The 15,469-nt window shown below is 44.6% G+C and carries 15 protein-coding genes; 7 read left to right on the top strand and 8 right to left on the bottom strand.

Annotated features, from left to right (window positions below):
• The first annotated feature begins 95 nt into the window (after positions 1-95).
• The 4 genes from ubiE (at position 96) to cspE (ending at position 3,683) form a co-directional block, all read left to right on the top strand.
• Positions 96-893 carry a bifunctional demethylmenaquinone methyltransferase/2-methoxy-6-polyprenyl-1,4-benzoquinol methylase UbiE gene (ubiE, locus tag RJ41_RS05275; protein ID WP_052235400.1) on the top strand — a complete coding sequence of 266 codons (798 nt, stop codon included), beginning with the start codon at positions 96-98 and terminating at the stop codon, positions 891-893.
• Complete coding sequence (locus RJ41_RS05270) at positions 893-1,528, top strand: ubiquinone biosynthesis accessory factor UbiJ (RefSeq protein ID WP_039217894.1); 636 nt, start codon at positions 893-895, stop codon at positions 1,526-1,528. The genes ubiE and RJ41_RS05270 overlap by 1 nt, the downstream gene beginning before the upstream one ends.
• 23 nt (positions 1,529-1,551) lie before the next feature.
• Positions 1,552-3,180 carry a ubiquinone biosynthesis regulatory protein kinase UbiB gene (ubiB, locus tag RJ41_RS05265; RefSeq protein ID WP_039217892.1) on the top strand — a complete coding sequence of 543 codons (1,629 nt, stop codon included), beginning with the start codon at positions 1,552-1,554 and terminating at the stop codon, positions 3,178-3,180.
• 293 nt (positions 3,181-3,473) lie between these two features.
• Positions 3,474-3,683 carry a transcription antiterminator/RNA stability regulator CspE gene (gene cspE, locus RJ41_RS05260; RefSeq protein WP_012519905.1) on the top strand — a complete coding sequence of 70 codons (210 nt, stop codon included), beginning with the start codon at positions 3,474-3,476 and terminating at the stop codon, positions 3,681-3,683.
• A gap of 149 nt (positions 3,684-3,832) precedes the next feature.
• On the opposite strand, the gene RJ41_RS19035 is transcribed toward cspE, so the two are convergent.
• On the bottom strand, positions 3,833-3,973 hold the full coding sequence (locus RJ41_RS19035) for a hypothetical protein (RefSeq protein ID WP_156964758.1): 141 nt from the start codon (positions 3,971-3,973) through the stop codon (positions 3,833-3,835).
• 106 nt (positions 3,974-4,079) lie between these two features.
• Between RJ41_RS19035 and RJ41_RS05255 the strand changes: the two genes are divergently transcribed.
• The gene (locus RJ41_RS05255) at positions 4,080-4,724 is read left to right on the top strand and encodes a hypothetical protein (RefSeq protein ID WP_039217882.1); all 645 of its coding nucleotides are present in this window, start codon (positions 4,080-4,082) and stop codon (positions 4,722-4,724) included.
• A 79-nt stretch (positions 4,725-4,803) separates the two neighbouring features.
• Positions 4,804-5,286, top strand: a complete 483-nt coding sequence (locus RJ41_RS05250; RefSeq protein ID WP_014950937.1) for an Lrp/AsnC family transcriptional regulator — start codon at positions 4,804-4,806, stop codon at positions 5,284-5,286.
• Positions 5,287-5,328: 42 nt separating this feature from the next.
• Here the strand turns inward: RJ41_RS05250 and RJ41_RS19150 are convergent, their stop codons facing one another.
• From RJ41_RS19150 to RJ41_RS05235, 4 genes are all read right to left on the bottom strand, one after another.
• Entirely contained in the window at positions 5,329-5,493 is a 165-nt protein-coding gene (locus RJ41_RS19150) for a hypothetical protein (RefSeq protein WP_162889828.1), read from the bottom strand.
• A 392-nt stretch (positions 5,494-5,885) separates the two neighbouring features.
• Complete coding sequence (locus tag RJ41_RS05245) at positions 5,886-6,893, bottom strand: cytochrome d ubiquinol oxidase subunit II (protein WP_039217879.1); 1,008 nt, start codon at positions 6,891-6,893, stop codon at positions 5,886-5,888.
• An 11-nt stretch (positions 6,894-6,904) separates the two neighbouring features.
• Positions 6,905-8,278, bottom strand: coding sequence for a cytochrome ubiquinol oxidase subunit I (locus tag RJ41_RS05240; RefSeq protein WP_039217876.1), 1,374 nt, complete (start codon positions 8,276-8,278; stop codon positions 6,905-6,907).
• A gap of 11 nt (positions 8,279-8,289) precedes the next feature.
• Complete coding sequence (locus RJ41_RS05235; protein WP_039217873.1) at positions 8,290-8,847, bottom strand: GbsR/MarR family transcriptional regulator; 558 nt, start codon at positions 8,845-8,847, stop codon at positions 8,290-8,292.
• A gap of 190 nt (positions 8,848-9,037) precedes the next feature.
• On the opposite strand from RJ41_RS05235, the gene RJ41_RS05230 reads away from it, so the two are divergent.
• Entirely contained in the window at positions 9,038-11,797 is a 2,760-nt protein-coding gene (locus RJ41_RS05230; RefSeq protein ID WP_240485733.1) for an ATP-binding protein, read from the top strand.
• 40 nt (positions 11,798-11,837) lie between these two features.
• On the opposite strand, the gene RJ41_RS05225 is transcribed toward RJ41_RS05230, so the two are convergent.
• From RJ41_RS05225 to fre, 3 genes are all read right to left on the bottom strand, one after another.
• Positions 11,838-12,863, bottom strand: a complete 1,026-nt coding sequence (locus RJ41_RS05225; protein WP_039218052.1) for a substrate-binding periplasmic protein — start codon at positions 12,861-12,863, stop codon at positions 11,838-11,840.
• Between the two features lie 284 nt (positions 12,864-13,147).
• A complete protein-coding gene (locus RJ41_RS05220) occupies positions 13,148-14,560 on the bottom strand; it encodes a M28 family metallopeptidase (protein WP_052235399.1) in 1,413 nt (470 codons plus the stop codon).
• A 193-nt stretch (positions 14,561-14,753) separates the two neighbouring features.
• Positions 14,754-15,449: an NAD(P)H-flavin reductase gene (gene fre / locus RJ41_RS05215; protein ID WP_039217870.1), complete on the bottom strand. Its 696-nt coding sequence runs from the start codon at positions 15,447-15,449 to the stop codon at positions 14,754-14,756.
• Positions 15,450-15,469: the final 20 nt, after the last annotated feature.

The raw sequence follows: 15,469 nt of genomic DNA, 5'->3' as shown, positions 1-15,469 counted from the left end.
TTACATCAGGAGACAGTTAGGCATAAAGCTTTTGCTTGAGCACACAATCCTATACACTTCGGCATTAATAAAAATATTCAAATTACAGGACTGTCATGAGCGACAATCAAACTCCCGCTACGCAAGCAGACTCTGCAATCGACAATGCTACTGAGCATACAACGCACTTTGGTTTCAAACAGGTGGATAAAGGGCAAAAAGCCTCTTTGGTTGCTAATGTTTTCGACTCTGTTGCAGCAAAGTACGACGTAATGAACGACCTTATGTCGATGGGAGTGCATCGTTTATGGAAGCGTTTCACAATTGACTGCAGCGGTGTGCGCGCGGGCAACAAAGTCTTGGATATTGCCGGTGGTACTGGCGATTTAACCGCTAAGTTCTCTCGCTTGGTAGGCCCAACAGGGCGCGTAACCCTTGCCGATATCAACTTGTCTATGTTGAAAGTAGGCCGTGATAAGCTTCGCGACCGTGGGTTGGTTAGCAATATTGACTATGTACAGGCGGACGCAGAAGCCTTGCCGTTCCCAGACAACCATTTCGATGTGGTGACCATGGCATTTGGCCTTAGAAACGTAACGGAAAAGCAAAACGCGCTTAATTCTATTTATCGCGTACTTAAGCCGGGCGGTCGCTTGCTTGTTTTAGAGTTTTCAAAACCTACCTCAGAGCAGCTAAGTAAGCTTTACGATATGTATTCGTTCCACATTTTGCCGAAAATGGGGCAGCTGGTGGCAAACGATGCAGAAAGCTACCAATACCTTGCTGAAAGTATTCGCATGCACCCTGATCAAGAAACATTAAAAGGCATGTTTGAGCAAGCGGGTTTTGAACAATGTGATTACCAGAATCTAACTGGCGGTATTGTTGCGCTGCATAGAGGTTACAAGTTTTAATGCCTACCTCTGCGCTGATTACTGCAACAGTTGAATCGGTTATAAATAAGTTGCTGTCTTTAGATGAAGACAGCGAAGCAAGGCTAAAGGCGCTTAATGGCGCCAGGCTTACTGCATTTGTCTCGCCGCTTCCTTACGGTATTACACTGTCTTTTTCCGACCGTGTCGACGTACTTAGCGAACAAGGTTCATTTGACGATGTCGTTGCATCCCTTGGGCCGAAAGACTGTTGTATTAAAACATCGCTACAGACTTTGCCAGAGCTAAAAGAAACCAGTCAACTTACCCGCCTCATTCAACAAAAAGCATTGTTTTTGGAAGGGGAGCTAAATGTTGCTCAGCAAGTCAGTGCCTTGTTTCAGCAGCTCGACATCGACATTGAAGAGTTACTGGCACAAAAGACTAACGATGTTATTGCCCATCAGACCTTGAAAACGGTGAAAACTGTGCATGAGAAGTCGATGTCAGCACTAGCGTCCATGGCGAAAGTATTCGGAAACGCCGTAGTAGAAGAAAAGCAGCTTGCTGCACACAAGCTGGCGGTTATGCATTTTAGTGACGAAGTTAATGCGCTTCGCGATCGAGCAGAAAGTGCCGATGCGCGATTGCGCCGCCTAGAAGAAAAATTTAAGTAAGATTGAGAGAAACAGGCTCATAAATGCGTATTGTTAGGTTATACCGAATTAACAAGGTATTGTTGGAACACGGCTTAGACGAACTTATTCCAGCAAAGTGGTTACCCTGGTATGCGCGGGCTATGCGTCATACCATTTTTTGGGTGCGAAACAAGCACAAGGGCAAGTCAGCCGGCGAGCGTATTACCCTTGCACTACAAAACCTTGGGCCTGTTTTTATTAAATTCGGCCAAATGCTCTCTACCCGCCGAGACTTGCTTCCCCCTGCCATTGCTAACGAACTTGCCCGTTTACAAGACAAAGTTCCGCCGTTTTCATCAGACGTTGCACAAGACATTATCAAGCAAGCGTTGGGGCTTTCTGATTTAAGCGAATTATTCAGTGAATTTGAAAAAGCGCCGCTAGCGTCTGCCTCTATCGCCCAAGTTCACGCGGCAAAGCTAAAGCATAACAATGAAGACGTTGTGGTAAAGGTGTTGCGCCCAGATATTCGCGATACCATCGTGGCAGACATGGAGCTTTTATTTAGCTTGGCTAACGTGCTTCAACGCTGGCTTCCCGATGGCAAACGTCTGCGTCCTGTGGAAGTGGTTGTTGAATATCGCAAGACCATTGTTGATGAGCTTGATTTACTACGTGAATCTGCGAATGGCATTCAGTTAGGGCGTAACTTTGAAGGTTCTGACGCGCTGTATGTACCTAAAATTTACAGTGACTATTGCCGCAGTAATGTGTTGGTTATGGAGCGTATTTACGGTCTGCCAATCTCAAATATAGACGCATTACTTACCCAAAATACCAATATGAAAAAATTGGCCGAGCGCGGTGTGGAAGTTTTCTTCACTCAGGTATTTCGCGACAGTTTTTTCCATGCAGACATGCACCCGGGCAATATCTTTGTTTCTACCGAACACCCTGAAAACCCCAAATATATCGCCATCGATTTTGGCATTGTGGGTACGCTCAATCGTGAAGATAAACGCTATCTGGCTGAGAACTTTATTGCCTTCTTCAACCGCGACTATCGCAAAGTCGCCCAGCTTCACGCTGACTCAGGTTGGGTGCCGCAAGACACCAACATCGATGAATTTGAGATGGCCATTCGCACGGTATGTGAACCGATATTTCAAAAGCCACTTGCAGAAATTTCCTTTGGTAACGTGCTGCTACAGCTTTTTAATACAGCACGACGTTTCAATATGGTGGTTCAGCCACAGCTTGTGCTACTGCAAAAAACATTGCTGTATATCGAAGGCTTAGGCCGTCAGTTGTATCCTCAGCTTGATTTATGGAAAACCGCCAAGCCGTTTCTTGAAAACTGGATGAAAGAGCAGATTGGCTTTACCGCCATGATGGGGAAGGTAAAAGACAATTTACCTTTCTGGTCTGAAAAACTGCCTGAAATGCCAGACCTGCTGTACGACAGTTTACAGCAAATGAAGCGCTTGCCTCTACAACAACAAAGGGCCCATTTGGCTCTGCTTCAAGAGCAAAAGAAAACAACTCAGACCACTCATTTAAGCGTAGTGGGTGCCACCTTTGTGTTAATGACAGCAATACTGCCAATGTACGAATTATCTTGGTATTTCCCTGCAAGTACAGGCGTAATTGGCGCAGTTTGCTGGTATTTGGCGTGGCGAAAAGGGCTTTGATTTTTGTTACGCTGCGGTGAATTATTTATGAAATCCGTAGTTTATCAATTAATTTGTATAGTAATCGTCCCGAAGAGTGTTATAGTGGTTGTGGCTCTAAGCCAAAGTCTTTAAATAGACGCGATTTTGTATTATTTGCTATATGTTAAACCACTCGAGTTACCCGGTAATTTGTTGTAAGTTGTTTGTCCATTCGTAAGTAAGACCCAATACTCCGCCAATTTAAAGACTCTAAAGAACTTAGTTACACGCGCTTATGCGCAATTTAATACGATATTTGAGGTCTATACGACATGTCTAAAGTTACAGGCACAGTTAAGTGGTTCAACGCTGATAAAGGTTACGGTTTTCTAACTCAGGATAACGGCGGTAAGGACGTATTCGTTCATTTCCGTGCGATCATCTCTGACGGTTACAAAACGCTTCCAGAAGGTCAGCGAGTAGAATTTGAAGTTGAAGAAGGTCAAAAAGGTCTTCAAGCTGCTAACGTGCAAGCTATCTAAGAATTCAAAAACGGCGGTCATTTGACCGCCGTTTTTCTTTCTATTGTCTGCATTTCCACACTCGCGCTAAACGCGCGACAAAGCTTTTAGTCCATACCGCTTTTGGTATATATCATTTTTAACGAATAACGCTTTCATCAATAGCTAGTCTACCGCGTCGCTATCGCCATGCTCTCTCGGCTACACCACATAAGCACTCGTTCACCCCAATAAATTTGAAGCTCGCAGCATATTCCTAATATCCGTACGCCACGGTATTGCGTAGTCATAGCGTTTAATGCTTTACTCATTACAACGCCCATTTGGGTAATACCAGTCCGCACAGTTAATTACCCACTAAGCGAGATTCAAAGTGTTCGTAATCGCGGCGATAAATACGTCTACAGGGAGTGCTTAATGCGCATGACATCAACTATTCGATATTCATTGGCCACCGCGCTACTTATTCTAAGTTCAAACCTTGCTTATGCTGCTCAGGCAAATGGACAAGTCGATGATCAGAGTGTTTTAGCAATGGTACTTAATACCGAAATCCGTATGGCAGACGTCGTGCCTAGTGAAGAAGAACGCAAAAATTTGAAGCAGCAAGCGAAAGACAATTACGCAGGTATGCTTGATTATGTGGTCCGTGTAAATGCGTCAAACAGAATTTATGAGCTTGTTTTAGAGGACTACGCAAAACAAAAAGGCATAATTGTTAATCAAACACTGGTAAGCAAGTTTATCGAGAAGTTTGAAGGTCAGGTTTCAAGTGAAACGGCAACGAAACCCATTAAAGAGATAGCGGCCAAGCAGGTTATACAGTTTCAAACAGAAAAAGCGATGTATGAAGAGTTTGGAGGGCGTGTTATCTTTCGCCAGTCTAACCCGCAAATGCCTATTGACGCTTACAATACACTGCTATCTCGCTATCGCGATGCAGGTAAACTTAGCATAATAGACGAGGACTTGCGGGATGCATTTTGGGATGTATTTACGCCTCCCTTTCAATATGAAATTGCACCAGAAAATGTCGACTTTAATCAGCCTTGGTGGCTTTAAATCGCCTCCATAAAAGTAAAGCACCTGACGTTATTCACTGAAAAACTGAGAACATGGAAATAAAGGGCAACATCTCACTATGCGTAGTGAAAAAACAAGCGGTATAGACACAATAGATAAAGCCATTTTGGCCATGCTACAGAATAACGCTGACACGCCTGTTGCAGAAATTGCTGAGCAAGTTGGGCTTACGGTAACGCCCTGCTGGCGTCGTATTCAAAAGCTAGAAGAGAAGGGCATAATCTCTAGGCGAGTAGCGCTGTTGCAAGCAAAACACCTGGGGCTGGCCATGACCGTTTTCGTGCAAGTAAAAGCGGGCAGACATGATGGAAAGTGGCTGGCAAGTTTCGCCAAGCACGCCGCGTCATTTGATGAGGTTGTTGAATGTTATCGTATGTCGGGGGAATATGATTACTTACTAAAAGTTCTCGTTACCGATATGGATTGCTTCGATCACTTTTATAAGCGATTGGTTAACGGTATAGAGTTCTCAGATGTTACTTCAAGTTTTGCAATGGAGCAGATTAAGTACACAACCTCGGTACCGTTAAACCACATCTAAAATCCAAAAAAAATGGGGCCGGTTTGACGGGCCCCATATAAATTAATGATTTTGTTCTTCAACGTGCTGGTCGGCAAATATCTTGGATTTCTTTTTGATTTTACATCCTAAGATACGCTGCGCATTTTTACGGCCGATATAGTGAGCGACTGTGTAGGGGTGCGCGCGTTTGAAGAACCGTGAAAACGAATGGAATACATTTTCCATAGTATTGGCTCCTTCTATTAAAAATTGCCCCAAATAAAATATAGTAATATTACAGTTTGATGTCAACAAAATATTTAACGGTAAGTAACGTTTAAATTTTGATCACACCTTAAGGGTAGACTAGCTAACGCTAAACATCCTCTAATCATTGGTATACATTGTTCGAGGGAAAGGATCATATTTTGATCGCAGGTTTTCAGATCGAGTTCGTGGATTGGGGATACTGGTCGCCGCAAATGCCCCAAGCACAGAAAAGGCGTCGGGAACCGCAAGAAACTCGCAATGTATAGCGTTCAGTATAGCGCTGAATAGAAAGTGAACACCACTGACTTTCAATGATGTTCACTATTGTTTCAAGTAATTGGGATCTGCTGCGATTCCATCAATGAGTATTAGTAGTAAGAAAGTTTCTCTGACTTACCGGAGAATATCTTATAAACCATGGCGGTATAAGCCAGAATAATGGGTACAACAATAACTACGCCAACAAGCAAGAAGCGTAGAGAGCTTGCGTCACTAAGCGCATCCATCACCGTCATCTGCCCTGGAATGATAAACGGATAGTAGCTTATGCCAAATGCGGTGAAACAAAGTAAAAATACTAGAAGGGCAATAAAGAACGGAAGCCATTCGCCTTTACCTTGAGCTTCAGGCAGTTTCTTAAGCAATACCCCACACAATGCTAAAAGCGCAAAACATGCTACGGGTTTAGCAAAAAGCACATAGCCCCAAGGCGCTGATAGCCACAAATCTCGCACGTCATCGTGTAAGGTGAGGTTCGCAATACTTACCGCGATAATGCCTACCGCCAGTATCCCTAAACCTCTTCTGGCCCAGTAGTACGCTTTTTGTTGAAGCTCACCTTCGCCTTTAAGTATTAACCAGCACGAGCCAATAAACGCATAGGCTGCTGTAACACCAAAAGCAGCGAGAAGTGCAAAGCCTTGGGCCCAAATATCTGTGCGAAGTCCCGTCACGTATATACCCAACATATACCCTTGAGCTAATGTGGTTAAAAGCGAGCCGTATTTGAATACCATGTCCCACTTACGCTTTTTCACCTGCACAACCTTGGCGCGAAAATCGAACGCTACGCCGCGCAAAATAAGCCCTAATAACATGAAGGTTGCAGGTAAGTACAAGGTTTGTAAAAACTCACTATGGGCTTCAGGGAAAGCAATAAGCAGTAGACCTATGGCGAGCACAAGCCAAGTTTCATTAGCATCCCAGTAAGGGCCTATGGAGGCTATCATGTCATCGCGAAACGCTTCTGTTCTTGGCGGAATAAGTACACCCACACCCAAGTCGTAGCCATCTAAAATGGCGTACAGCAATACAGATAGGCCAAGTAAACCCACATAAATATTTCCGAGCATCTCTGCTGATACGTTTTCAAACATGTTTGCTCTCCTTAAACCGTGCTTGGGTCTGGGGCAGTAGGTTGCATTTTTGCCTTAGCAACTTCGCGCTCTTCCGTCGTTATCTCTTCAATTTCAACGGCTCTTCTGCACATCAACATAAGTGTTCCCATGTATGCGATTAGAAGCACCGTATAGATAACAAGATAGAGCGTGAACGACAGAGCAATATTCGCCGGCGGCAATTGGGTAACGGCATCAGCGGTTCTTAATACACCGCTTACCAAATAGGGCTGACGGCCTATTTCCGTTACGTACCAGCCGGCAAGCGTTGCAATCCATCCGCTAAACGCCATGCCTGCAAACGTGCGTTTAAGCCAAATTGGGAAGTCTTTGTTGCTCATAAGATAAAGACTGCCAAGCCATGACACAGCAAGCATCAACATGCCCATACCCACCATAACCCTAAAACCGAAGAAAACAGGAGCAACGGGCGGATGCTCTCCTTCAAACTCATTTAACCCTTTAATCTCGCCCTTAAGTTCGTGAGTAAGAATTAAACTTGCACCATAGGGAATGGGAATTTCAAAATGATTCTCTTTGCTCTCTTCGTCAGGAATTGCAAAAAGTAACAAAGGTGCACCTTCAGTGGTCTCCCAAAGTCCTTCCATCGCCGCTACTTTCTGAGGCTGATGCTCAAGCGTATTTAAACCATGCATGTCGCCCGCAAAAATTTGTAGCGGGATTAACACTGCCGCCGTATAGGTGGCGGTTTTAAGCGCGAGCTTAGGCGCAAGCTTGTCGTCGCCTTTAAGCATGCGGTAGGCCGAAAGCCCAGCTATCAGGAAGCTGGCCGTCAGTCCAGACGCTAACATCATATGTACAAAACGGTAGGGGAAGGATGGGTTAAAAATAATTTCTTTCCAGTTTGTGGCATACACAACGCCGTCGATCACTTCAAAGCCCTGTGGGGTTTGCATCCAGCTATTTAAGGCTAATATCCAGAACGCAGAAGTGGTGGTGCCAAGCGCAACAATAAGGGTTGAAGCCGTATGCAGCCAGTTCGGAACACGGCGTATACCAAATAGCATAATGCCTAAAAAAGTGGCTTCTAAGAAAAAGGCAGTAAGTACCTCATAACCGAGTAGTGGCCCCGCCACATTACCTACTTTCTCCATAAATCCAGGCCAGTTAGTACCAAACTGAAATGACATGGTGACGCCGCTTACTACACCCAAGGCGAAGCTTAGGGCAAAGACACGCACCCAAAAGCGGTACATACGCATCCACACAGGGTGACCTGAAATATTAGAGCGCAGCTTAAAGTAAAATAGAAACCAGCCCATCGCCATGGTGATGGTTGGAAATAAAATATGGAAACTAATATTTAACGCAAATTGTAAACGAGACAGCAAGAATGCATCCACAGAAGGCCCCCTTAGTTAACGCTGTTTTTCCCCGGAAGTAGCTTGTCCTTAAGCTCAAGCATACGGCCCACGCCAGAACCCAACTTCATCAACGTGTTTAACTTTTCAGGCCCAAGATTTTGAAGCTCTTCAGACCATGCCGTAATTGATTCGAGTAAATCGTGAATTTCGTTCAGTTTATGTTGTGCATTTGCCTCTTTTTCATTGGCAGGTGCGTCAAGCAACAAATCACGCAGTAGACTCATGGTTGGGTCTATCTCGCGCTTTCTTCGTTCTTCAAATACTCTGTTGGCCAGTGTCCAAATATCGCCAGCCGGAATAAAGAACTCTTTTCTTTCGCCAGGAACATGATGCTGTTTAACTAAGCGCCATGACTGAAGCTCTTTTAAACCCATGCTGGTATTGCCTCTGGATATGTTGAGCGCTTCCGCAATTTCCTGCGCCGAAATGGGCTCTTCGTTTAAAACAATAAGCGCAAGAATTTGCCCGACTGTTCTGTTGAAACCCCAACGACTTCCCATTTCGCCAAAGTGCATAACCGCAGATGTAATTAAAGGCGTCATTTTCATTTTTACATTCCAGAAGTTTCAGAAATTACTGAAAGTTTATTGCGTAGGATCAAGAAACACAAGTTTTATTCGTGATATCACGTACTAATTTTTGAAAATTTAATGTTCTCAGCTAATGATCTAGACGTCGATATAACATGCTTTCTCAGCCATAAATTGTTATCGTGTGTGTTACTCTACGGAACACACGATGAAAGCTCGCTTTCTTGATATTTGGCGCAAAGTAATGCAAACAATTGACAATACCCCTACAACGCTTCAAAACTGTGAAGATGAAGCTATCCATTTGATTGAAAGCGTGCAGAGTTTTGGGTATGTCATTGCCATCAATCCAAGTACTAAAAAAATTCAGGTGGTGAGCGAGAACATCAATGACATGTTCAACGTAGACGTCGTTCCCGGTGAAACACTTATAACAGAACTGATTGACATTCCCTCTCCTGAAGCGCGCACATTCCAGACTATTCACGATGCGGTAAAAGGCGGAAATGTACGCCACGCCTATCAATGGAAGTTTGCTGAAAATGCGCTCCACCTTAAAGATTGGGAGAAAGAAGGCAGTGGCGTCGCTTTCGATTCAAATGGCCTGTTGGTTATTGAGCTTGAGCCAACCCCTCAGCTTAGCTTTGAAGCGGCACAGCAGTGGGTACCCATGGATGTGGATATTCGCGCATTGTTACCCGATGTCGATGACCGCGACTCCATAGGCGATGTCGCTGATGCTATCGCTCAGGTATTTAAGCAATACATAGGTTTCGACTCGGTCATGGTTTATCAGTTCGACAAAACCTACTGTGGTGAAGTGATTGGTGAAGCCGCAAATGCAGATTCTCGCTCATTCAAAGGGTTGAAGTTTCCCGCTTCGGATATCCCTAGTCAGGCCCGTGAACTGTATCTGAAAAATCGGGTGCGCTGTGTCTACGATGTAGAAGAGCAAGTTATAAGCCTTAAGCCTTCGGTTAAAGAGGCCGAACGTCCGCCATTGGATTTATCAATGTCGATGGTTCGCTCTGTTTCGCCTATGCACATTGCCTACCTTAAAAACATGGGGATCCGCTCTTCATTTTCAGTTTCGCTTGTTTTTGAGGGAAAACTGTGGGGATTGCTAGCGTGTCACAATAGTAAGCCTGTCTATATCGACCAGAAGAAACGTCTTGTCTGTGAGTCGTTAGGGCATCTTTATGCCTGGCAGCTTCACACGAAAGCACTGCATAAAAAGAAAGAGCAATTTCAAATTCGCCAACGCAAGCTAAACTATATTGTTCACCAGCTTACTTCATACACGAACCCGCTTGAGGCCATCACGCAGAAAGAAGGAGACTTACTGGATGTTGCTGATTCGTGCGGTATGGCAGTAGTTACCCCCACAGGAAACTACCTAGTTGGTAAAACCCCTACTGAGAAAACCTTAGCTAGATTACTTGAGAAGTTTGCCGTTAATGGCTCTGAGCAGTCCATTGCCATAAACCGATTAACAAACGAGATTTTAGATAGCGGCGATCTAAACGGCATTCGAGGCATGTATATTTCCTGCGTGTCCTCAAAACTGGGCTACTATACGGTTTGGTTCAGAGAGCAGAAAGACAAGACCATTCGTTGGGCGGGTCGCGATGCAGCCAGAAAAGACATTGGAAAGTCTCTTACTCCTCGTAATTCGTTTGATATGTATTTGCAAAGTGTCGCTGATGAATCGGTAGAATGGACCGAAGATGACCAACTAATCATTGAAGGGTTTGACCATCTATTCATACCTTACGCGCTAAGCTTAAAAGCGTCGCTCGATAGGCAAATTAGTAAATTAGAAGAGCTGGATAAAGCGAAAGATCAGTTTCTTGCCAGCATTTCTCACGAGCTACGTTCACCACTTAACTCCATTGTGGGGTGGACTGATTTAGCGCTTATGGATGTCGGCAATGTGGACAGAATGACTGACGCCCTTGGGGTGATTAAGCGCGCGGCATCAACACAAGCAGCACTTATCAACGATATTCTCGATTTATCCCGTATTATTTCAGGTACGATGAAGCTCAGCACCCATTCGCTTAATATTGCAGGGGCTATATCTGAAGTAGCAAAATCTTTCGAAGCAGGGTTTGCGAGCAAGAACATTCAGCTATCGATAAATTGTGAAGATGAACACACCCAGATTTTGGGTGACAATTTACGTATAAAACAGGTTATTAATAACCTTCTGAGCAATGCGCTTAAGTTTACATCTAAAGGTGGAACCGTGCATGTAAGAGGGCGAAGAGAACATTCAAACTACCTTTTCCGCGTTAAGGATAACGGTAAAGGAATGACACGAGAGCAGCTATCTCACGTATTCGAACGTTTTTATCAGGGCAAAAATGAGCATAATAAGCACGGGCTAGGTTTAGGCTTGTCGATTGTGAAAAGTTTAGTAGAGATGCACGGTGGCGAAATTTATGCGGAAAGTGATGGGTTAAACTCAGGTACTACTTTTTTTGTGTCATTGCCAATCGCACCACTTAGTTTGCATGACGATATTATCGAAACCAAAAACTCTGAGATTAGCGATTTAACGGAATCACTTCGCTTGAGCGGCTTACGTATTTTAGTCGCAGAAGACGAGCAAGATGCTCGCGATTTTATAAAGTTGTTTTTAGAATCTAACGGCGCTCGTGTGAACGTGGTTAAAAACGGCTTATTGGCATGGAAGGAAATCAACGATATGCCTGAAGCTTTCGATATACTGCTATCGGACATAGGTATGCCGGAAATGGATGGGTTAGGTCTAGTAGTGAAAATTAGGGCAAGCGAAATCCCAGAAATTGCAAAACTTAATGCCGTAGCACTTACTGCTTACGCCTATACTTCTGATCGCGTTAAAGCACTTAAAGCAGGCTTTAATAACTATGTGTCAAAACCGGTCGATGGCGAAGAATTGCTGACAATTCTGGAAATGTACCTACCAGAAACGGCGCATTAACTCGCTTGCTCTCACTTGTATCCTTCGCACTGCAAGTCATCTACCAGCGGCGAAGCAATTGCTGGTAGGTGGTTTTATCTAACAGCGACCCACGAGGAGATGCATTTTTTTTAGAGGGAAGCGCAGCGCGCGCTTCCTCTAATGTTGCATATCTATCCCCGTTAATATAAAACGCGCTGGCTTCAGATGTAGGTTTACCGTCAAGGGAATAAGCGGTGTTTAATAAGTCAGAGGTGGTAGTTATGTTGCTGTGCCCGATAAAGTCGGCAACGCCATCGCCATTCACATCTTTGGTGAGCCAAGCTAGCTCAAGTGGCTGATTCAATTCCCCCGAATTCTGCATTGTCGACAAAGCTTGATTGAATTGCGCAACAATTCTTTCAGCGTTAGCAACATTTTTGCTGATAGCTATTTGAAACCCCGTTTTTGCTAAAGGTTTTTCTGAAAAGTGCAGGGTTTCTTCATTATCGTTAGCCAGCAGTATGTTGAGCTCTCGCGCAAGCAGCTGTGTGGTAATTAAGTAAGGCGCTCTATCGTCGGCAAGCTGGCGAAATGCGTCAAAAGTAGTGGGGTTGCGTGACCACTTTATATCTTTCAGCAGTCTGAATGAGGGCGTATTTGCAAAGCGATTTTCAATAGCGACCCTATTGTCTTTTAAATGAGGGAATAGTTTTATTGCCTCAACGTCCACCTCTTTACTTACCGCGTAAAGGTAAATGGGGAAGTAGATATCGGATAGTACATAATTGCTCGTGTCCTCACCTAAGTTGATGTAGGCAAATTCACCGTCTAGTTTACCTGTCAGTACAGAGCTGCCCAAAAAAGCTTGTCGCATAACCTGAAGTTGAATATCCAGCTCCGCTTTCTGAACAACCTTTTCGAGCAGTGTGTTAACTCGAGCAGGCTCCCCATCGTCGCTAATATAGGTTTCGAAGGAAGCTGCACCCAATTTGATAGGGGCGGCATGTAATTGCGAAACATTAAAACAACAAAGGGCTAGGCTTATGCCTAATAAAGAAAGACGTTGAGTGAAAATAGAGAGCGAGAACGCGCTGAATCTTACCAAAGGTGAACTCCGAACTGCCGTCATACATTTACTACACTGTAATGCAGTTAGTCGCTTAATTCCAATAAACACGTACTGGCTTAAATTAACAAAATGTAAGCGACATCAATATATTGAGCGTAATGTTGATGTCCAGGCTGGCTTTTGTTGAGTAAAGTCATTCGTGACGATAGGTCGGTTTTATTACCAGCTTAACGTCACGAACTTGACTTGATTGCATGCGTAATCGGGGGCGTAATTGGATGCGTATAAGCGCGCTCAACATAAACGCTCAATTTAAACGCTTATTCTCCAAAGCTACCCGCAGGACCTGGGTAAACGACAACGCTTTCAACACCGTCTTTGTTAACGCTGGCAACGCCAAAGAAATAGTTGTCGATAACCACGTTCTCTAGCATGGCTTCGGTAACGTTACCCACATATTTACTGTATTCCCATTGCGGGGCATCAGTATGGCGCCAGTATACTTTGTACCCTTTAAGGTGCGGGTTCTCTTCCGCGTCTAGTGCATCCCACTTTAAAAATGTTGAAGGTTGAACTGCACCGGCAATTTCTACATTTGCAGGTGGATTCGGTGCCCACGCCATTGCAGCAAGTGAAACGGCATTAAGGCCAGTAAGTTTGGCAGCGTAATCAAAGTCGACGCCATCTAAGGTATCACCATAGGCAATACCGTCTTCTACGCGAAGATCTTGATGCTGGCGGGTGTAGTTTTCATTAGTTTCCATAATACGAATACCCGGATAGCCCAAGTCGTTAAACGGGCGGTGGTGCCCGCCACGGCCAAAGCGGTCTAGGCGGTAAATCACCATAGTGTCTAAGTTCTCAATATACTGATCGGCAATTTTATCGATATAACGGGCAAGGTTACGGCTTGGTGAGTCAACTTCACCCCCGGTGAAACGTCGCATGCGCGCTTCTTTATCCGTTTCGGTTACTCGTGTACCTTCAGCAAACAAGCGAGCGGTGGTGTTGTTAATCACACCATTAACGCCTTCAATGTTACCTATCATGTCATTATTGAGCACCGCTTTAATGCGCCAGCCGTCTTTCTTCGCTTGGTTTGCCATAATGCGCCCGCCGAAAAGCCCTTGCTCTTCGCCAGATAAAGCTGCATACACGATACTGCCGTTAAACTTGTATTTGGATAGTACACGCGCGGCTTCAAGGGTACCGGCAACACCAGAGGCGTTGTCGTTTGCACCTGGTGAATCAGACGTGAAATCCATCACATCAGACACCCGTGAATCAATGTCGCCAGACATGATCACGTAACGGTCTGGATCGGTGGTACCGCGTTGAATAGCAATAACACTTACCACTTCTACTGGGTCGGGAATACGTTTTTCTCCGCTGATGACTTCCGACTGGTAGTACACTTCTAAGCAGCCACCACACTCGGCTGAAATTTTATCAAATTCAGATTTAATCCAGCGACGCGCGGCGCCTATACCACGGGTATCAGACTCGGTTTCAGAAAGGGTATGGCGAGTGCCAAAATTGACTAGCTTAGTAATGTCTTTTTCAATGTTTTCGGCGGAGACATTTTTAGCAATATCGTAAAGTGCTTGCTGCTGCTCGCTTTGTGCGTAAGCGGCGAAAGAAGCTGTACTACTCAATAATAAGGTAGATGCCAGTAGGCTGTTTTTTCTTATTTTTGCGCTTATATTCGCGAATATGGATAGGTTTTTTATCATTGTTCTCTCCAGTGTTTATCATTTAACCATAACCAATACGTGGCTTGGCTACAATTGGAGTAAACGTATTTAATGGTTGGTTATCGCAAGGCATCGCGATTGAAAAACGGAGTAAGACGCTGGGAATGAAAAATGACTTAAAACAAAAAACCGGCATTCGCCGGCTTTCAGAATACGGGCTTTACGCTAGCGATTAAATAAACGCAAACGCGTCGCCGAACAGGTTTTCAACTTTTAAGCCGCGCTGAGTAAAATCGTCGCGCACGACTTTAGCCATTTCGAAGCGGCCAGCAACATATACTTGAACGTTCGCAAAGTCAGCGTGGTCTGCCATGACTGCGTGATGTACCCAGCCCGTTCTGCCTTTCCACTCGTCGCATGCGAACTCTACAACCGGCACAAAAGTGAAGTGATCGTTAGCTTCAGCGAGCTCAGTTAGTTTGTCAGCTAAATACAAATCAGCAGCGTGTTTTCCACCCCAATAAAGGGTAAGTGGTGTTTTATCACCGCTGTTAAGATGCTCTTGCAGAATTGAGTAGGTATACGAGAAACCCGTACCACCAGCAATAAGCACCATAGGCAGGCCATTACTTTGCAAAAATGCATTGCCATTACCTACATTTACGGTAATTTCGCCATCTGCACGCATGCGCTCTAGCACTTGACCAGCGTAACTGTTGCCAGGCTCTGCGCCAATGTGTAATTCAATGCGGTTATTATCAAATGCGGCATTGGCAATAGAAAATGGACGCATATCTTTTTCGCCCATTACCACCATGGCGTACTGACCCGCTTTAAACTCAACAGGGCTTGCTGGCGTTAATTCAACTTTTTGTACCACTTCGGTTAAAGGCGTAATGCTTGCAACCTTACACTTAATTTCTGACATGTATTTTCTTTAAACCTTCT

The sequence above is a fragment of the Alteromonas marina genome, assembly GCF_000808575.1.
Classification (GTDB): domain Bacteria; phylum Pseudomonadota; class Gammaproteobacteria; order Enterobacterales; family Alteromonadaceae; genus Alteromonas; species Alteromonas marina_A.
This window is presented reverse-complemented; position numbering and strand designations above follow the sequence as displayed.